This is a genomic window from Caulobacter sp. BE254, assembly GCF_031457295.1.
Lineage (GTDB): Bacteria > Pseudomonadota > Alphaproteobacteria > Caulobacterales > Caulobacteraceae > Caulobacter.
On the sequence record NZ_JAVDWJ010000004.1, the window covers coordinates 110,933 to 128,516 of the forward strand.

At 68.4% G+C, this 17,584-nt stretch carries 22 protein-coding genes and 2 tRNA genes; 4 read left to right on the top strand and 20 right to left on the bottom strand.

Annotation, left to right across the window (positions count from 1 at the left end; all coding sequences use genetic code 11):
• Nucleotides 1–3: 3 nt before the first annotated feature.
• Genes J2X41_RS09400 through J2X41_RS09465 form a run of 14 tightly spaced genes read right to left on the bottom strand, consistent with a single transcriptional unit; the run spans nucleotide 4 to nucleotide 9,585 of the window.
• Nucleotides 4–240 carry a hypothetical protein gene (locus J2X41_RS09400; RefSeq protein WP_310081394.1) on the bottom strand — a complete coding sequence of 79 codons (237 nt, stop codon included), beginning with the start codon at nucleotides 238–240 and terminating at the stop codon, nucleotides 4–6.
• Nucleotides 237–491, bottom strand: coding sequence for a hypothetical protein (locus tag J2X41_RS09405; RefSeq protein WP_310081397.1), 255 nt, complete (start codon nucleotides 489–491; stop codon nucleotides 237–239). The genes J2X41_RS09400 and J2X41_RS09405 overlap by 4 nt, the downstream gene beginning before the upstream one ends.
• Nucleotides 488–1,561, bottom strand: coding sequence for an NADH-quinone oxidoreductase subunit NuoH (gene nuoH / locus J2X41_RS09410; protein WP_310081398.1), 1,074 nt, complete (start codon nucleotides 1,559–1,561; stop codon nucleotides 488–490). The genes J2X41_RS09405 and nuoH overlap by 4 nt, the downstream gene beginning before the upstream one ends.
• Nucleotides 1,562–1,565: 4 nt before the next feature.
• Nucleotides 1,566–3,626, bottom strand: coding sequence for an NADH-quinone oxidoreductase subunit NuoG (gene nuoG, locus J2X41_RS09415; protein WP_310081399.1), 2,061 nt, complete (start codon nucleotides 3,624–3,626; stop codon nucleotides 1,566–1,568).
• Nucleotides 3,627–3,632: 6 nt separating this feature from the next.
• Nucleotides 3,633–4,952 (bottom strand): NADH-quinone oxidoreductase subunit NuoF, encoded by a 1,320-nt coding sequence (gene nuoF, locus J2X41_RS09420; protein ID WP_310081400.1) that lies wholly within the window; start codon nucleotides 4,950–4,952, stop codon nucleotides 3,633–3,635.
• Nucleotides 4,953–4,955: 3 nt separating this feature from the next.
• The gene (locus tag J2X41_RS09425; protein ID WP_310081401.1) at nucleotides 4,956–5,222 is read right to left on the bottom strand and encodes a hypothetical protein; all 267 of its coding nucleotides are present in this window, start codon (nucleotides 5,220–5,222) and stop codon (nucleotides 4,956–4,958) included.
• Complete coding sequence (locus J2X41_RS09430; RefSeq protein WP_310081403.1) at nucleotides 5,219–5,449, bottom strand: hypothetical protein; 231 nt, start codon at nucleotides 5,447–5,449, stop codon at nucleotides 5,219–5,221. Before J2X41_RS09430 ends, J2X41_RS09425 begins: the two co-directional genes overlap by 4 nt.
• Nucleotides 5,446–5,688, bottom strand: coding sequence for a hypothetical protein (locus tag J2X41_RS09435; protein ID WP_310081404.1), 243 nt, complete (start codon nucleotides 5,686–5,688; stop codon nucleotides 5,446–5,448). The genes J2X41_RS09430 and J2X41_RS09435 overlap by 4 nt, the downstream gene beginning before the upstream one ends.
• The gene (gene nuoE / locus J2X41_RS09440; protein WP_310081405.1) at nucleotides 5,688–6,374 is read right to left on the bottom strand and encodes an NADH-quinone oxidoreductase subunit NuoE; all 687 of its coding nucleotides are present in this window, start codon (nucleotides 6,372–6,374) and stop codon (nucleotides 5,688–5,690) included. The genes J2X41_RS09435 and nuoE overlap by 1 nt, the downstream gene beginning before the upstream one ends.
• Nucleotides 6,371–6,703 (bottom strand): nuclear transport factor 2 family protein, encoded by a 333-nt coding sequence (locus tag J2X41_RS09445; RefSeq protein WP_310081763.1) that lies wholly within the window; start codon nucleotides 6,701–6,703, stop codon nucleotides 6,371–6,373. Before J2X41_RS09445 ends, nuoE begins: the two co-directional genes overlap by 4 nt.
• Before the next feature lie 11 nt (nucleotides 6,704–6,714).
• On the bottom strand, nucleotides 6,715–7,965 hold the full coding sequence (locus tag J2X41_RS09450; protein ID WP_310081406.1) for an NADH-quinone oxidoreductase subunit D: 1,251 nt from the start codon (nucleotides 7,963–7,965) through the stop codon (nucleotides 6,715–6,717).
• Between the two features lie 5 nt (nucleotides 7,966–7,970).
• A complete protein-coding gene (locus J2X41_RS09455; protein WP_310081407.1) occupies nucleotides 7,971–8,624 on the bottom strand; it encodes an NADH-quinone oxidoreductase subunit C in 654 nt (217 codons plus the stop codon).
• A complete protein-coding gene (locus tag J2X41_RS09460) occupies nucleotides 8,621–9,238 on the bottom strand; it encodes an NADH-quinone oxidoreductase subunit B family protein (RefSeq protein WP_085953700.1) in 618 nt (205 codons plus the stop codon). The genes J2X41_RS09455 and J2X41_RS09460 overlap by 4 nt, the downstream gene beginning before the upstream one ends.
• On the bottom strand, nucleotides 9,208–9,585 hold the full coding sequence (locus tag J2X41_RS09465; protein WP_028037644.1) for an NADH-quinone oxidoreductase subunit A: 378 nt from the start codon (nucleotides 9,583–9,585) through the stop codon (nucleotides 9,208–9,210). The genes J2X41_RS09460 and J2X41_RS09465 overlap by 31 nt, the downstream gene beginning before the upstream one ends.
• A 198-nt stretch (nucleotides 9,586–9,783) precedes the next feature.
• Between J2X41_RS09465 and J2X41_RS09470 the strand changes: the two genes are divergently transcribed.
• Nucleotides 9,784–9,860, top strand: a tRNA-Asp gene (locus tag J2X41_RS09470).
• 78 nt (nucleotides 9,861–9,938) lie between these two features.
• Nucleotides 9,939–10,015: transfer RNA gene (locus J2X41_RS09475), tRNA-Asp, on the top strand.
• Between the two features lie 54 nt (nucleotides 10,016–10,069).
• On the opposite strand, the gene J2X41_RS09480 is transcribed toward J2X41_RS09475, so the two are convergent.
• A complete protein-coding gene (locus tag J2X41_RS09480) occupies nucleotides 10,070–10,375 on the bottom strand; it encodes a UBP-type zinc finger domain-containing protein (RefSeq protein WP_310081408.1) in 306 nt (101 codons plus the stop codon).
• 128 nt (nucleotides 10,376–10,503) lie between these two features.
• On the opposite strand from J2X41_RS09480, the gene J2X41_RS09485 reads away from it, so the two are divergent.
• Nucleotides 10,504–11,520: an LLM class flavin-dependent oxidoreductase gene (locus J2X41_RS09485; RefSeq protein WP_310081409.1), complete on the top strand. Its 1,017-nt coding sequence runs from the start codon at nucleotides 10,504–10,506 to the stop codon at nucleotides 11,518–11,520.
• Here J2X41_RS09485 and J2X41_RS09490 read toward each other — a convergent pair.
• The 3 genes from J2X41_RS09490 to J2X41_RS09500 are packed head-to-tail and all read right to left on the bottom strand — an operon-like array spanning nucleotide 11,517 to nucleotide 13,914.
• Entirely contained in the window at nucleotides 11,517–12,749 is a 1,233-nt protein-coding gene (locus J2X41_RS09490) for a glycosyltransferase family 1 protein (RefSeq protein ID WP_310081410.1), read from the bottom strand. The genes J2X41_RS09485 and J2X41_RS09490 overlap by 4 nt on opposite strands.
• A gap of 60 nt (nucleotides 12,750–12,809) precedes the next feature.
• Complete coding sequence (locus tag J2X41_RS09495) at nucleotides 12,810–12,977, bottom strand: hypothetical protein (RefSeq protein WP_310081411.1); 168 nt, start codon at nucleotides 12,975–12,977, stop codon at nucleotides 12,810–12,812.
• Between the two features lie 55 nt (nucleotides 12,978–13,032).
• On the bottom strand, nucleotides 13,033–13,914 hold the full coding sequence (locus tag J2X41_RS09500; RefSeq protein WP_310081412.1) for an SPFH domain-containing protein: 882 nt from the start codon (nucleotides 13,912–13,914) through the stop codon (nucleotides 13,033–13,035).
• A 105-nt stretch (nucleotides 13,915–14,019) separates the two neighbouring features.
• Here J2X41_RS09500 and J2X41_RS09505 point away from each other — a divergent pair, with 105 nt between their 5' ends.
• Nucleotides 14,020–15,273, top strand: a complete 1,254-nt coding sequence (locus J2X41_RS09505) for a nucleotide disphospho-sugar-binding domain-containing protein (RefSeq protein ID WP_310081413.1) — start codon at nucleotides 14,020–14,022, stop codon at nucleotides 15,271–15,273.
• Here J2X41_RS09505 and J2X41_RS09510 read toward each other — a convergent pair.
• On the bottom strand, nucleotides 15,270–16,373 hold the full coding sequence (locus tag J2X41_RS09510; protein WP_310081414.1) for a winged helix DNA-binding domain-containing protein: 1,104 nt from the start codon (nucleotides 16,371–16,373) through the stop codon (nucleotides 15,270–15,272). The genes J2X41_RS09505 and J2X41_RS09510 overlap by 4 nt on opposite strands.
• Entirely contained in the window at nucleotides 16,370–17,569 is a 1,200-nt protein-coding gene (locus J2X41_RS09515; protein ID WP_310081416.1) for an esterase-like activity of phytase family protein, read from the bottom strand. The genes J2X41_RS09510 and J2X41_RS09515 overlap by 4 nt, the downstream gene beginning before the upstream one ends.
• Nucleotides 17,570–17,584 lie beyond the last annotated feature (15 nt).

The following is a 17,584-nucleotide window of genomic DNA, read 5'->3' on the forward strand; positions in this document are numbered from 1 at the left end:
CTCCTAACACTTCTCTTTTGGGAAAGGACGCACGTCCCTGCCCGCTTCGATCTGTTCCCGGCGGATGGACTGCCGGATGATGCATTCCTTGGCCTTGGCGTCCGCCTGTTGGCGCGCTTCGACCTGTTCGTCCAGGGAACGCGCCCGCGGCGGCGGAAGGCCGCGCGGATGTTCCCATGCGGCGCATCCGGAAAGGGCGATCGTCGCGATCAATCCGGTCCAGCGCGCCGTCCGTGTCATTTTCCGCCCCTTGGAATGACGCAGGTGTAGTTCGAAAGCTGGGTGGGGTCGCCCCCGTCCTGCTTGGCTTCGATCTTGCCGCCGTCGGCGGCGCATCTCTCGCTGTCGCGGCGCAGCTGGTCGTAGCCGGCCGTGCCGCGCCCCAGCGAATAGGACGCCTTGGCCGGGGCGGCGCCGTCGGTCGCGCAGCCGGCCAGGACCAGCGCGAAGCCGACGCCCGTCAGGGCCAGATATGTCCGTCCGCCGATCACGCCTGCAGCCCGAAGACGCGCCAGGCCGAGACCAGCATCACCAGCACCAGCGACATCGGCAGGAACACCTTCCAGCCCAGGCGCATCAGTTGGTCGTAGCGGTAGCGGGGCACGATGGCCTTGGCCATGGCGATCATGAAGAACCAGAAGACGATCTTGGCGAAGAACACCAGGGCCAGCAGCAGGTTGGCCCAGAAGGTCGGCCAGGCGCTCAGGAAGCCCGTCGGGAAGCCCGGGTTCCAGCCGCCGAAGAACAGGACGCTGATCATCGCGCACATCAGCACGATGTTGGAATATTCGGCGACCATGAACAGCAGGTACGGGGTCGAGCTGTATTCGACCTGGTAGCCGGCCACGAGTTCGGATTCGGCTTCGGGCAGGTCGAAGGGCGGGCGGTTGGTCTCGGCCAGGGCCGAGATGAAGAACATGCCCATGGCGATGATCATCACCGGCGCCAGGATGATGTTCTTCAGGCCGTGGCCGCCGAACACGTTCCAGTTCCAGATCCAGCCCTTCTGCTGCTCGACGATCGAGCTGAGGTTCATGGTGCCGGCCAGCAGGATCACCGTGATGATGATCAGGCCGATCGACACTTCGTACGACACCATCTGCGCCGCCGAACGAAGGGCTCCAAGGAACGGGTACTTCGAGTTGGAAGCCCAGCCGCCCATGATGATGCCGTAGACGCCCAGCGAACTCATCGCCAGCAGATACAGGATGCCGACATTGAGGTTGGAAACCACCCAGCCCGGCGCGAACGGCACCACGGCCCAACCGACGAAGGCCAGGACCAGGCTCAGCAGCGGGGCCAGCAGGAAGATCACCTTGTCGGCGCCGGCCGGGATGATGATCTCCTTCAGCACGAACTTGAAGAAGTCGGCGAAGGACTGCAGCAAGCCGAACGGGCCCACCACGTTGGGACCCTTGCGCATCTGCACGCCGGCCCAGATCTTGCGGTCGGCCAGCAGCAGGAAGGCCAGGCTCAGCAGCACCCAGATCACGACCAGCAGAATCCCGCCGGTGGTCAGCAGGGTCCAGGTGACGGCCGGGTTGGAGAAGAATTCGCTCACCGGCCTACTCCGCCGCGATCTTGGCGGCGCCGGAAGCCGTGGCCGCGCATTCGGCCATGGTCACGCTGGCGCGCGCGATGGGGTTGGTCAGGTGGAAGGCCTTGACGGGGCTCTCGAACGGCGCGTCCGAAAGCTCGCCGGCGCCGCCCAGGCCCGACAGGTCGAACGACGTGGCCACCGAGCCGGGAGCGTAGTCGATCTGGCCGAAGGTCGGATGCTCGGCGAACAGCTTGGCGCGCAACTGGTCCAGGCTGTCATAGGGCAGCTTGGCGCCCAGGTGCTCGGACAGGGCCCGCAGGATCGACCAGTCTTCCTTGGCCTCGCCCTTGGGGAACACCGCGCGTTCGCCCATCTGGACGCGGCCTTCGGTGTTCACATAGAGGCCGTTCTTTTCGGTATAGGCCGCGCCGGGCAGGATGACGTCGGCCTTGTGGGCGCCGGCGTCGCCGTGGGTGCCCAGATAGACCTTGAAGGCGTCCGAGGCGGCGGTCTCGCACTCGTCGGCGCCCAGCAGGAACAGCACGTCCAGCGCGCCCGGCTTCAGCATCTCCGCCGTCGACAGGCCGCCCTCGCCCGGGACGAAGCCCAGGTCCAGGCCGGCCACGCGGGCGGCGGCGGTGTGCAGCACGTTCCAGCCGTTCCAGCCGTCACGCACCACGCCGAAGGTCTTGGCGACGGCGGCGGCGGCCTTCAGCACGGCGGCGCCGTCGGCGCGGCTGAGCGCGCCCTGGCCGACAATGATCGCCGGACGCTGGGCGTTCTTCAGGGCGGCGACGAAGTCGTTCTTGGCCTTGGCCAGGCCCGACAGGGTCTTGGTCCCCGCGCCCAGATAGTCGTAGTCGAAGGTCAGGTCGGCCTGCTGGCCGATCACGCCGAAGCGGGTCTTGCCGGCGATCCACTGCTTGCGGAACCGGGTGTTCAGGACCGGGGCCTCAAGGCGCGGATTGGCGCCGACGAACAGCACCACGTCGGCGTTCTCGACGCCGGCGATCGTCGAGTTGAACAGCCAGCTTTCGCGCGGTCCGTGGCCCAGGGCCGAGCCGTCCTGGCGGGCGTCGAGGTTCTTGACGCCCAGGGCGGTGAACAGGTCCTTGGTGGCCTTCAGGCTCTCGGCGTCCTGCAGGTCGCCGGCGATCACGCCGATACGGTCCGGCGCGGCGGCCTTGATCTTGGCGGCGACGGCGGCGAAGGCCTGGGCCCACGAGGCCGCCTGCAGCTTGCCACCGACGCGGACGTACGGACGGTCCAGACGCTGGCGCTGCAGGCCGTCGACGGCGTAGCGGGTCTTGTCGGAGATCCACTCTTCGTTGACGTCCTCGTTGACGCGCGGCAGCACGCGCAGCACCGCATTGCCACGGGCGTCGACGCGGATGGCCGAGCCCAGAGCGTCCATGACGTCGACGCTCTCGGTCTTCTTCAGCTCCCAGGGCCGCGCCTCGAAGGCGTAGGGCTTGGAGGTCAGGGCGCCGACCGGGCACAGGTCGATGACGTTGGCGCTGAGCTCCGACGTCACCGCCGCACCCAGATAGGTCGTGATTTCAACGTCTTCGCCGCGCGAGATCAGGCCGATCTCGGGCGAACCGGCGACTTCGGTGATGAAACGGACACAGCGCGTGCACTGGATGCAGCGCGTCATCACGGTCTTGATGAGCGGGCCCATGGCCTTTTCTTCGACCGCGCGCTTGTTCTCTTCGTAGCGGCTGTCGTCGCGGCCATAGCCCATGGCCTGGTCCTGCAGGTCGCACTCGCCGCCCTGGTCGCAGATCGGGCAATCCAGCGGGTGGTTGATGAGCAGGAACTCCATCACCCCTTCGCGGGCCTTCTTGACCATCGGGGTCTTGGTGAAGATCTCCTGGCCCTCGGCGGCCGGCAGGGCGCACGACGCCTGCGGCTTGGGCGGGCCGGGCTTCACCTCGACCAGGCACATGCGGCAGTTGCCGGCGATGCTCAGCCGCTCGTGATAGCAGAAGCGCGGGATCTCTTCCCCGGCCAGTTCCGCCACCTGCAGAACCGTCATGCCGGGCTCGAACTCGACCTCGACGCCATTGACCTTGGCGATTGCCATAATCGTCTACTCCGCCGCGATCAGCTTGGCGCCCTGCACGTGCAGGCGACCGCTACGATAGGATGCGATCCGCTCCTCCACCTCGTGGCGGAAATGGCGGAACAGGCCCTGGATCGGCCAGGCGGCCGCGTCGCCCAGGGCGCAGATGGTGTGACCCTCGACCTGGGTCGTGACGTCCAGCAGGGTGTCGATCTCCTTCGGATCGGCCTCGCCGGTGGCCATGCGCTCCATGACCCGCCACATCCAGCCGGTGCCTTCGCGGCACGGCGTGCACTGGCCGCAGCTCTCGTGCTTGTAGAAGTAGCTCAGGCGGGCGATGGCACGGACCAGGTCGGTGGACTTGTCCATGACGATCACGGCCGCGGTGCCCAGGCCCGACTTCAGGTTCCGAAGGGCGTCGAAGTCCATCGGCAGGTCTTCGCACTGCTCGGCCGGGATCATCGGCACGGACGAGCCGCCCGGGATCACGGCCTTCAGGTTGCCCCAGCCGCCGCGGATGCCGCCGCAGTGGTCCTCCATCAGCTGACGGAAGGGGATGCTCATGGCTTCTTCGACGTTGCAGGGCAGATTCACGTGGCCGCTGACGCAGAACAGCTTGGTGCCGGCGTTGTTGGGGCGGCCGAAGCCCGCGAACCAGGCCGCGCCGCGGCGCAGGATCGTGCCGGCGACGGCGATGCTCTCGACGTTGTTGACCGTGGTCGGCATGCCGTAGAGGCCCGCGCCGGCCGGGAACGGCGGCTTCAGGCGCGGCTGGCCCTTCTTGCCTTCCAGGCTTTCCAGCAGGGCCGTCTCTTCGCCGCAGATATAGGCGCCGGCCCCGTGGTGGACGTAGATGTCGAAGTCCCAGCCGTGGACGTTGTCCTTGCCGATCAGCTTGGCCTCGTAGGCCTGCTTGATGGCGGCTTCCAGCACTTCGCGCTCGCGGACGTATTCGCCGCGGATATAGATGTAGCAGGCGTTGGCCAGCATGGCGCGCGAGGCGATCAGGCAGCCTTCGATCAGGAGGTGCGGGTCATGCCGCATGATCTCCCGGTCCTTGCAGGTGCCCGGCTCGGACTCGTCGGCGTTGACGACCAGGTAGTGCGGACGGCCGTCCTTCACTTCCTTGGGCATGAACGACCACTTCAGGCCGGTGCCGAAGCCCGCCCCGCCCCGACCGCGCAGGCCGGAGTTCTTCATGTTGTCGATGATCCAGTCGCGCCCGGCGTCCAGGATGTCCTTGGTGCCATTCCAGCAGCCGCGCTTCTTCGCACCCTCGAGGCCCCAATCGTGGAGACCGTAGAGGTTCGTGAAGATGCGGTCCTTGTCTTCGAGGATACCGACCATGACTCAGCTTTGCGGATCGAATGGATGGGCGCGCACATAGCGCGTCCGACGAATGATGACATAGGCGAAAAGCGACCAGGCGGCGCCTATCACCAGGAAAGCGACCGGAACGGCCCAGGCGGGCGCCCCCTGGCCCATCCGGCCCCAGATCAGAAGCAGGGCCCCGATCAGCGAGCCGACCAGGCCGGCGATGCGCTCGTTGCGGTAAAGACCCCGGACGGTCTTCACATAGGCCACGCGCTTGGCCAGGCGTTGGGGATCGTCGGTCACGACGCCTTGCCCTCCCCGTCCTGCTTGGCGGCCTTCATCCAGCCCAGGATGAACCAGATCTGCGCGCCCAGGCCGACCGCGATCGCACCGATGAACACCGGCGCCAGCCAGCCGATGTCGGCCACGACGTAGCCGATGACCGCCGCGCCGGCCAGCACGAAGCAGACCACGTCGATGGCGAACATCGTGGTCAGGCGCTTCTTCTGGATGGCGTCGGCGTGGTTCATTCGACGATCTTCGGGTTGGACTTGGCGGCGGCGTTGGCGGCCTTGATCCGTGCGGTGTAACGCAGGATCACAAACAGCATGGGCAAGCCGCCCGACAGGATGAGCAGGATGAACGGCAGTTCCTGATTGAACGTCAGGTACGTCCATACAGCCGCGCCCACGCACGCCCAGTTGAAGACGAGCGCGAGCTGGAAGGCTCTCGTCTTCACAAGGTTCGGCTGGGGCGAAAGCTGGTTCATCAGGCCGCCGGCTCCGTCTTCGGGGCCTTCTTCGGCTTTTCGGGCAGGTTCGGGATCTTGATCTTCTTGGCCAGAGAGCCGTCGTACAGCTTCGGGTCCGTCAGGGTTTGGATCGCCCCCTTCGGCTCCGACGCGCCACGGCCGTCGTAGCTGCCCGGTTGGGGCGACTTGCCGGCGGCGAAGTCGTCGAGGATCTTGGCCAGGCTCTCCGGCGTCAGGTCCTCGTAATAGTAGTCGTTGATGGCGGCCATCGGCGCGTTGCAGCAGGCGCCCAGGCACTCGACCTCTTCCCAGCTGAACTTGCCGTCGGCCGAGACCGCGTTGGCCTCGCCGATCTTGGCCTTCAGCACCGCCTTCAGGTCCAGCGCGCCGCGCAGCTGGCACGGCGTGGTGCCGCACAGCTGGACGAAGGCGACCTTGCCGACCGGCTGCAGCTGGAACATCACGTAGAAGGTGGCGACCTCCAGCACGCGGATGACCGGCATCTGCAGTTGGCGGGCGATCTCCTGGATGGCGGGCTCGGAAACCCAGCCCTCCTGCTTCTGGGCCAGCCACAGCATCGGGATCACCGCCGACTGCTTGCGCTCGGCGGGGTACTTGGCGATCCACCAGTCGGCCTTGGCCTGGCTGTCCTTGGAGAAGGCGAAGCTGGCGGGCTGTTCCTTGGCGAGGCGACGAACACTCATCGTGCGAAATCCACGCGGGCGATCTTGTCGCCCCTGAAGGTGTAGATGGCGGCGACCTGGAAGGGCGCGTCGCCGTTGCCGCGGTCGACGTGCTCGTGATCGATCACGTTCGCGCCCACCACGATGCGGTTGAGAAGCTTGGCCTTGTTGTTCGGGAACTGCGCGAAGGCGGCCGCGTACCAGGCGCGATAGGCTTCGATTCCCGTACGCGCCACGTCGCCGTTCAGGCCGGCGACCACGACGTCGTCGGTGAAGTGGGCGCAGTGGGCGTCCAGGTCCTGGGCGTTGTAGGCGTCCAGCTGGGCCTGGGCCACTTTTTCGAGGGCGATGACTTCGAGACTCACCGGTCGACCTCGCCGAACACGATGTCGAGCGAACCCAGGATGGCCGAAACGTCGGCCAGCATGTGGCCGCGGTTCATCCAGTCCATGGCCGCCAGGTGCGAGAAACCGGGCGCCTTGATCTTGCAGCGGTACGGCTTGTTGGTGCCGTCGCTGACCACATAGACGCCGAACTCGCCCTTCGGCGCCTCGACGGCGGCGTAGACCTCGCCTTCCGGCGTACGGAAGCCTTCGGTGTAGAGCTTGAAGTGGTGGATCAGGGCTTCCATCGACCGCTTCATCTCGGCGCGGCGCGGCGGGCTGACCTTGTTGTCCTCGGTCAGCACCGGGCCGGGCGTGGCGCGCAGCTTTTCGATGGCCTGCAGGATGATCCTGGTCGACTCGCGCATCTCCTGCATGCGGCATAAATAGCGATCATAGCAGTCGCCGTTCTTGCCCAGCGGGATGTCGAACTCGAACTCGTTGTAGCACTCGTAGGGCTGGTTGCGGCGCAGATCCCAGGCGATGCCCGAACCGCGCACCATCACGCCCGAGAAGCCCCAGGCCAGGGCGTCTTCCTTGCTGACCACGCCGATGTCGACGTTGCGCTGCTTGAAGATGCGGTTGTCGGTGATCAGGCCCTCGATATCGTCGCAGATCTTCGGGAAGCCTTTGGCCCACTTTTCGATGTCGTCGATCAGCGACGGGGTCAGGTCCTGGTGGACGCCGCCCGGGCGGAAATAGTTGGCGTGCAGGCGAGCGCCCGAAGCGCGCTCGTAGAACACCATCAGCTTCTCGCGCTCCTCGAAGCCCCAGAGCGGCGGCGTCAGGGCGCCGACGTCCATGGCCTGGGTCGTCACGTTCAGCAGGTGGTTCAGCACCCGGCCGATCTCGCAGAACAGCACGCGGATCAGGCTGCCGCGTCTGGGCACGTCCACGCCCAGCAGCTTCTCGATGGCCAGGCAGAACGCGTGTTCCTGGTTCATCGGCGCCACGTAGTCGAGGCGGTCGAAATACGGGATGTTCTGGAGGTAGGTGCGGGCCTCCATCAGCTTCTCGGTGCCGCGATGCAGCAGGCCGATGTGCGGATCGACGCGCTCGACGATCTCGCCGTCCAGCTCCAGCACCAGGCGCAGCACGCCGTGCGCGGCCGGGTGTTGCGGGCCGAAGTTGATGTTGAACTTGCGCACCGGGGTTTCCGGCACGGCCGGCAGCGACGGCGCGTCGTGGAAGAAGTCGGTCGAGGCGGCGGGGGAATTGGAACCAGTCATGACTCTTACGCGTCCCCTGCCCGCTTCTCGGCCTTCTCGTCGCCCGGCAGGGCGTACTTGGCGCCCTCCCAAGGGGACAGGAAGTCGAAGGCGCGGAACTCGGTGATCTTCACGGGCTCGTAGACCACGCGCTTCAGCTCGTCGTCGTAGCGGACCTCGACATAGCCCGTCATCGGGAAGTCCTTCCGCAGCGGGTGGCCGTGGAAGCCGTAGTCGGTCAGGATTCGCCGCAGGTCGGGGTGGCCGTCGAAGAAGATGCCATACATGTCGAAGGCTTCGCGCTCGAACCAGTCGGCCACCGGGAACACCGGCGTGGCGCTGGGAACGGCGGTGTCCTCGTCGGTCTGGACCTTGAAGCGCACGCGATGGTTCTTCACCAGCGACAGCAGGTGATAGACCACGTCGAACCGGCGCTCGCGCTCCGGATAGTCGACCCCCGTCAGGTCCACCAGTTGATGGAAGCGATAGTCGGGATGGTCGCGCAGATAGGTCAGGGCCTGGACCACCCGGTTGGACGGGCCCAGCAGGTTCAGTTCGCCGAACGCCACGTGGAACGCGGTGATCGCGCCGGCCGAGTTGGCGACGATCGCCTGGCCCAGGGTCTCCAGCGGCGACAGGACCGGCTCGGCGGCCGCTTCGGTGGTGACAACGTCGGTCATCGCTCGATCGTCCCCGTGCGACGGATCTTCTTCTGCAGCTGCAGCACGCCGTAGACCAGGGCCTCGGCGGTGGGCGGACAGCCCGGCACGTAGATGTCGATCGGCACGATCCGGTCGCAGCCGCGCACGACGCTGTAGCTGTAATAGTAGTAGCCGCCGCCGTTGGCGCAGCTGCCCATCGAGATGACGTAGCGCGGCTCGGGCATCTGGTCGTAGACCTTACGCAGAGCCGGAGCCATCTTGTTGGTCAGGGTGCCGGCGACGATCATCACGTCCGATTGGCGCGGGCTGGCGCGCGGCGCGAAGCCGTAGCGCTCCAGGTCGTAACGCGGCATGGCCGAGTGCATCATCTCGACGGCGCAGCAAGCCAGGCCGAAGGTCATCCACATCAGGCTGCCGGTGCGGGCCCAGGTGATCAGGTCGTCGGCGGCGGCCGTGACGAAGCCCTTGTCGGCCAGCTGGCCCGACAGGCCGTCGAAATACGGGTCGTGCAGCTTGGGGTCATAGCCCTGCACCGTCGACCGCGCGGCCGAGCCGGCGGGAACGAGCGAAGAGCTGGGCGCCGCGCTGTTGGGGGGAACGATCACTCCCATTCGAGGGCGCCCTTCTTCCATTCGTAGATGAAGCCGACGGTCAGAACGCCCAGGAAGACCAGCATCGACCAGAAGGCGAAGGCGGCCACGTCGTGCGGCAGCTTCATCAGCGAAACGGCCCACGGAAACAGGAAGGCCACTTCCAGGTCGAAGATGATGAACAGGATCGAGACCAGGTAGAACCGGACGTCGAACTTCATGCGCGCGTCGTCGAAGGCGTTGAAGCCGCATTCGTAGGCGGACAGCTTTTCCGGGTCCGGCGCCTTGGGGGCGAGCACCGCGGCGGCAAGGATGAAGGCGATGCCGATGACCGCCGCGATCCCTAGGAAGATCACGATCGGCAGATACTGGAGAAGGAAGGCGTTCATGACAGCCCTTGGCTTGAATCGAGCGGGTTGTAGCTCAGTGTCGCCAGCGCTTCAAACGCCTCGGACACATTGAGAAACGGTCGCAACTGGCATTCGCTCACAGCTTCCGCGACATGGCCGTTGACACGCCCATCGGCCCGACATATCAGACGCCCCTCGCCGCACGGCGGGTCGCACTTCGCTTCGGCGGAGCCTGATGCGGATGTAGCTCAGTTGGTTAGAGCGCCGGCCTGTCACGCCGGAGGTCGCGGGTTCAAGTCCCGTCATTCGCGCCACCTTCCCTGAAGTTGGCTGCTTCCCACCGCCAGGCCAGTCTATGGAACGACCGCGCCGGACATTGGTTCGCGCCCGACGCGGATGTAGCTCAGTTGGTTAGAGCGCCGGCCTGTCACGCCGGAGGTCGCGGGTTCAAGTCCCGTCATTCGCGCCACTTCCGTCTTCTTGCACCGCAAAGATCCAGTCCCGACCAGGGTCTCTCCGAGTCTCAATAGAATCGCGGAATCGGTCCGGGATGGGGAGTCGGCGCGTCGAATTCGAAGAACTCCTCGTCGACATAGCACCAGCCCCAGCCCTCCGGCGGGTCGTAGCCCTCGATGATCGGGTGAGCCGTGACCTTGAAATGTTTGGTCGCGTGCTTGTTTTTCGACTGGTCGCAGCAGCCGACATGCCCGCAGGTCCGGCACAGCCGCAGGTGCAGCCAGGAATCGCCCGTCTTCAGGCACTCCTCGCAGCCGGCCGTTCCGGGCGTCACGTCCTGGATCTGGTCCAGATGGGTGCATTTCAACGCCATGACGGTCTCCGTTCCTGGTCGCCTTGCAGGCGAAACGATCCACGGCGAGTCCTGCACCGATCCCGGCGGCGCGGCTAGAACGAACCGATCGTCTTGAGGTTCGCCTCCCGCGTTCCGATCTAGCGTGCATGTCGCACGCCCATCCCCTGCCCTTTTCCGTCCTCGACCTGGCCCCCGTCCCGCAAGGAACCAGCGTCGGCCAAGCCCTGCACAACAGCCTGGACCTGGCCCGCCATGCCGAACGGCTGGGCTACCACCGCTACTGGCTGGCCGAGCACCACAACATGCCGGGGATCGCCAGCGCCGCGACCGCCGTGGTCATCGGCCACGTGGCGGCCGGCACCTCGACCATCCGGGTCGGCTCGGGCGGGGTCATGCTGCCCAACCACGCGCCGCTGATGGTGGCCGAGGCGTTCGGCACCCTGGCGGCCCTCCACCCCGGCCGCATCGACCTGGGCCTGGGCCGCGCGCCGGGCACAGACCAGGCCACCATGCGAGCCCTGCGCCGCTACATGGGCGCGGTGGACAGCTTCGCCCAGGACGTCGTGGAGCTGCAAGGCTGGTTCCAGCCGGCCCAGCCGGGCCAGTCGGTGCGCGCCGTGCCGGGCGAGGGCCAGGACGTGCCGTTGTGGCTGCTGGGCTCCAGCACCTACAGCGCCCAGCTGGCCGCGGCCCTGGGCCTGCCCTTCGCCTTCGCCGCCCACTTCGCGCCCGACCAACTGATGGAGGCGATCGCCGTCTATCGCCGCACCTTCAAGCCGTCCGAAACCCTGGTCCAGCCCTATGTCCTGGTCTGCATCGGGGTCTGCGCGGCCGACAGCGACGACGAGGCCCGCCGCCTGTTCACCTCCAGCCAGCAACAGTTCGTGGCTCTGCGGCGCGGCAATCCGGGCCTGCTGCCGCCGCCGGTCGACGACATCCGCGCGGTGGCCTCGGAGTCCGAGATCGCGGGCCTCGACCACACCTTCCGCTATTCGGCCATAGGCGCGCCCGAGACGGTCCGCGCCAAGATCCAGAAGGTGCTGGACGCCACCGGCGCCGACGAACTGATGGCCGCCTCGCAGATCCACGACCACGCCGCCCGCCGCCGCTCCTACGAGATCCTGGCCAACGTGCGCGGCGAGCTGGTCGAAGCCGCCGCCTAGTTCCAGCCGACCAGTTCGGGAGCCGGTTGCGCTTCGGCCTCGAAGGCCGCGCAGCCAGTGAGCCGACCATAGATCGCCGACAGCTTGCGGAACACCGGGTCCCAGCCGTGCCGCTGCTCGGCCCGTCGCCGGGCCGCCAGGCCCAGGGCCGACAGGTCGCGCGCGAACACCGACTCGATCGCCTCGGCGAAGGCGCGGGCCTCGGAGGCGGCGGCCAGGGCGCCGACCGTCTCGTCCACCGATTCGGCCACGCCGCCCGCCGCCACGCCGATCACCGGCAGGCCGCAGGCCATGGCTTCCAGCACGATCAGGCCGAACGGCTCGTTGTCGTTGGCGTGGACGAAGGCGTCGCAGCCGGCCAGCACCGCCGCCAGACTCTGCGGGTCGCGCTGGTAGTCCATGCAGATCACCCGGTCGCTGGACGGCGCCCCGGCGCCCGCCCCGACGAACAGCAGCACATAGGGATCGCCCAGGCGCTCGACCGCCTCGACCAGAACGTCCAGCCTCTTCTCCCGGGCCGGACGGCCGGCGAACACCAGAATTCGATGGCGGCTGGTCAGTCCCAGACGGCGGCGCAGGGCCTCGCGGTCGCCGCGGCCGGGATTGAAGATGTCGGTGTCGACGCCCAGCGGCAGGCCGATGGCGTTCTTGACGCCCGCCTCGATCAGTCGCCCGGCGATGAACTGGCTGGGGGCCACGGCCTGGTCGAACTGGCGATAGATCGCCGCCCAGCGCTTCTGCACCGGCTTTTCGGCCCATTCGCCGATGTGCAGCGCCGCCAGGGCGCCCAGGTCGGTATGGCAGAACCCGACCACCGGCACGCCCAGGGCGTCGCCGGCTTTCAGGGCCGCCAGGCCCGGCGTGTACGGATCGCCGGCCTCGATGATGTCCGGGCGCTGACGAATCAGTCGCTCCATCCAGGCGTTCTTGACCACCGGCCAGCGGTAGCCGTCGCCGAACGGCAGCGGCGCCGCATAGATCGAAACCCGTCCGTGGCCGTCGTGGGCGTCGCGCGGGCCGGGCACGACCAGGGTGTGGCGGACCAACGGCCGATTCGCCGCGATCCACGTCTTCTTGGAGTTCAGATAGCGCCGAACCCCGCCGCTGCGGGGCGCGTAGAGCATGGTCGTGTCGACCAGTCTGACCGGCCTTCCGCCGGGCCGGACCGCCTTGAACAGGGGTTCTTCTGCCTCGTTGAACGCCGAGAGCGGATCAAACCTCAAATCCATCACGCCGGAACCTCGCTTGTCAGCCGCTCCCGCCGACACGGTCGCAGAGCCTTAAGACACTCACGGGGGCGGAGGTTCCTCCGAAGCTGGAGCGGTGTCCAGCGCCCGCAACGCGCCGCGCCGCGATAGCGCCTCGCGCAGGAGCATTTCGACCTGGGCGTTGACGCTGCGCAGTTCGGCCGCCGCCAGGGTTTCGACAGCGGTCAGCACCTCCGGGCGCACGCGCATCAGGAACGCGCGGCGCCCGCCTTTCGACGCATCGGGTGGAGACGCGGCCAACGGATCAGCCGTACAGCGTGCCGGTGTTGACCACGGGCTGCGCCTCGCGGTCGGCGCACAGCACCACCAGCAGGTTGGAGACCATCGCCGCCTTGCGTTCGTCGTCCAGGACGACGACTTCTCGTTCGCTGAGCTGCTGCAGGGCGTTCTCGACCATGCCGACCGCGCCGGCGACGATCGTGCGGCGGGCGGCCAGCACGGCCTCGGCCTGCTGGCGCTTGAGCATCGAGCCGGCGATCTCCGGCGCATAGGCCAGATGCATCAGGTGGGTCTCGTCGATCGACACGCCGGCCACGGCGGTGCGGCCCCGCAGGTCGGTCCGCAGGCGCTCGCTCACATGGTCGGCGTCGGACCGCAGGGTCGGTTCGCCGCTGTCGTCGTGGTCATAGGCGTAGTGCGAGGCGGTCTCGCGCAGCGCCGTCTCGATCTGGATGTGCACGAAGGCCACATAGTCGTCGACGTCGAACAGGGCCTGGGCGGTGTCCGACACCCGCCAGACGATGTTGGCGGCGATCTCCACCGGATTGCCGCGCTTGTCGTTGACCTTCAGCGTCTCGCTGGTGACGTTGCGCACCCGCAGGCTGATCTTCTTGCGGCCGTACCAGGGCAGCACCCAGCGCAGGCCCGTCCGGCGGTCGGTGCCGACATAGGTTCCGAACAGGGTGACGACGTAGGCCTCGTTGGGCTGCAGCGAATAGAAGCCGCAGCTGGTCAGCAGGAAGAGCACGATCAGGACCGCGCCGCCAACGGGCCCGGCGACGCCGCCCGTCGAAAAGGCCCAGACGGCGGCGGCCAGCATCACCGGAAGCGAGATCAGCGGCAGCCCGCCGCCGATCCCGCCATAGGCGCGTTCGGTCGAGCGATTGATGTTCGGCGCGTCGGACATGGCGTCCTCCAGAGTTGATTGCAAAGTGATATCATTTTGATCGCTTATGGCAAGGCTCGTTCGGACCGCGTAGGCAGGCGACCCGAAGACGGTCGAGGATCTCTGATGGCGCGCTACCTGTTCACCACCTGGGAAGGCGGCGGTCACGTGCAGCCCATGCTGCTGGTCGCCCGTGACCTGGCGGCCCGCGGCCACGCCGTGCTGGCGCTGAGCGACCCGTGCAACGCGCCCGACGCCGCCGCCCTGGGCGTGCCGTTCGGCGCCTGGACGACCGCACCCCTCCAGACCGGCAAGACCCGCGACGACGACCGACTGAAGGACCACGAGGCCGACAACCCGCTGGCGGTGATCCAGCGCCTGCTCGAGCGGGTGATGGCCGGCCCCGCCCTCGCCTACGCCAACGATACGCTGGCGGCGGTCGACACCTTCGCGCCGGACGTGGTGGTGTCGCAGGAGCTGCTGCTGGGCCCGATGGCGGCGGCGGAGGTCCGGGGTCTCCCCCTGGCCTTGCTGACCGCCAACATCTGGTCGCTGCCGACGATGCCCGGCGCGCCGCCGTTCGGGGCCGGCATGCCGCCAGCGACCAGCGACGAGGAGCGGGCCATGCACGCCATGGTCGGCCAGATGGGCCGCGGCTTCTTCCAGGCCGGCCTGCCCGACCTGAACGCCGCCCGGGCCGCTCTGGGCCTGCCGCCGCTGGACGATCTGTTCGCGCAGCTGGACGTGGCCGGGGCCATCCTGCTGGCGACCAGCAAGGCCTTCGACTTCGCGCCCGAACCCTTGCCCGCCCCCTTCGCCCATGTCGGCCCCTATCTGGCCGATCCGGCCTGGGTCGAGCCGTTCCCGCCGCCGCCCGGCGACGCGCCGCTGGTCGTGGTGTCGTTCTCCAGCCTCTACCAGGCGCAGGAGCCGGTGCTGCGCGCGGTCCTCGCCGCCCTGGGCCAGTTGCCGGTGCGCGGCGTGGTCACCACCGGCCCGACCATCGACCCGGCCGAGTTCGCGGCCTCGGACAATGTCGCCGTCGTCCGCAGCGCTCCGCACGGCGAGTTGCTGAAGGAGGCGGCTCTGTTCGTCACCCATGCCGGCCATGGTTCGACCCTGCGCCCGCTGATGGCCGGCGTGCCGCTGCTGTGCCTGCCGATGGGCCGCGACCAGCACGACAACGCCGCCCGCGTCGCCCATCGCGGGGCCGGCCTGACCCTCCCGGCCGACGCCGGTCCCGACCAGATCGCCGCCGCCATGCGCCGCCTGCTGGACGAGCCGGCCTTCAGGGCCGCCGCCGAGACCTTGGGCGCGGCGATCCGCGCCGACGAGGCCGCCCGCGACGCGGCGGCGGCGCTCGAGACGCTGGCGCCTTAGGCGTCGACGACCTGGATCCGGACCTCGCCGCCGGCGTGCTTGGCGGCGAAGGCCACCAGGCGTTCGCCCTCGTCCGCCACGGCGCTGGCGACGGCCTTGGCCGGCCGATCGAACAGCTCCACGCACAGGGTCGACGTGGTCTTGCCGTCCTCGATGCGCCAGCGCCCCGCCGTGAAGCCGTCGACCAGCACGGCGGCCCGCAGGATGCCGTTGGGCGTGTAGAGCCGGCGCTTGTGATCCGCCGACATGATCCGCGTCCGGTCCTCGTGGGCCAGCAACACGTTGTCGAACTCGCCGAGGAACCGCACGGGCGCCTCGGCGTCGCCTGGCGGTCGATCCGCCTCGGGAAGGTCGAACAACGCCACGCCATCTTCACCTTGGAAGACGGCCAGGGCCGGCCGGAGCGCCTCGAACGCGGACGCCAGGCGACTGAGGCCCAGCCAGGCCTGGGCGTCGGCGATGCTGGCCGGGCCGAACGCCGCCAGGTAGCGGCGCACGAGATCGGTCAGGGCGAGGCCGGGCTTGGGCGCGGCGAGGCGATCGTCCATCGCCGCCAGCGTCGGCTGGCCGCTCCGCCCCCACAGCCCGCGCGGCGGCAGTTGCAGCATCGGCAGGTGAATGCGGGCCGCCATGGCCAGGGCCTGCGGATCACGCCCGGGCCAGCGCGCCGCCAAGGCGTCGCGAAGCGCGGCGGTGGTCAGCGGCCCGCGCCGCAGCAACTCGCGCGCCGCCGCCATGATCTCGGCCTGGTCCAGCCCGGCCAAGGCGCGACCGTACACGCCGCCTTCGGTCAGGAACCGGTCCAGGCCCCGCTGGATCAGCGGCCGGATCGCCGTAAAGTCCGCGGCGGCGGCGATGTGCAGGGTGCCGCGCATCAGCGTGCCACGCGCCAGGGTGAAGTCTTCCAGCAAGTCGGACAGGTCTTGCGGTGTGAAAGCCTTCAGTCGGGTCCAGAGCGCGAAATACGGCGCCGGGGCGGACTGGGCCTGCAGGGCGATCAGCCGCTCCAGCGCCTCCGCTACGGAAAGGTCGGCGCGCAGCGAGAGGTGCTGCCGCGCCAGCAACGCCCGGTTCAGCGCCCGGCGATCCAGGGTCTTCACCGTGGCCCTCCCTCGCCTACCACCGGTCCGCCGTCGGCGAGCGGGGCGGCGAAGCTGATCCTGAAGAACGCCGTCTCCCGCCCCTCGACCCCGAAGTCATTGTCGGTGCTGAGCAGCAGGTCGCGGTCCGACAGCAGGGCCAGGCATTCCAGGTCGGCGTCGATCTGCGGCCAGTCGTCGGTCGACAGCACCAGGGTCTTGGTCAGGACCGGCGCGTCCAGCGTCACGCGATAGAGCTTCGAGGTCCGGGATATCCGCTCGAGCACCAACAGTTCGTCGCCGCCCAGCGACACAGCCTCGGAGATCTTCAGGTCCTCCGGCCCCACCGGCCCGGCCGCGGCGTCGCGCTGGAAGGTCTCCGGCCCATCGAACGGGTAGAAATGCTCGGCGAGCGGGGCGCCGGTCTGGGCGTCCAGTGTCCACAGGCGGGCGCGACCACGCCCCTCGGCGGCGACCTCGTCGCGGGGAGCCAGCGGGCTTTGCAGGATCACGTGCAGCCGCGTCTCGTCCGGCGACAGGGCAATGGCTTCGAAGCCTCGGTTCAGGCGCCGACGGGCGGACAGGGCCGGCAGCACGTCGTCCACGCGATAGGCCGCGCCGGCCAGGGCCACGCCCTCGCCTTTCGGGACCCAGCGCGCCACGACCACGCCATCGGCGCCCACCACCAGGATCGAAGGGCCGTACTCGTCGGCCACCCGGAACGTCCCGTCGGCCAAGGCCGCGATCCCCTCGGTGTCGCCGCCGGACAAGCTGGGCGCCAGCATGGCCCCCGACAAGTCGAAGGCGGGCTCCATCGCCGCCAGATCACCGCCGGGGCCCGGCAGGCCGTCGAAGGCCGCGCCGGTCGCGTCGCGCAGCGGCAGCACCTGGAGACAAACCACCCTGCCGGCGTCGACGCGGAGTTGGGCCAGCGTCGGCCCGATCGCCGGACGCGGCATGATCTTGGCTCCTTCGAGCTCGGCCAGGTCGGAAAGCTGCGTCAGGCCGTGATCCTCGACCGCCGCCGCGACCTTGATATTAGGACCACGATCCCCGATCGCCCAGACGACGCCCGGCGGGTCGCCCGCCCGCCGCGCCAGGCCCGAGCCCAGGCCCAGGGTGATGCTCAGGCGCCCCTTGGGCGTCTCCACTGTGTCGAGGAGGCTGTCGGCCCAAGCCAAGCGAGTGACGGTGATGTCGGCGGGTTCGGCGGCCATGCCCGATCCGTGCGG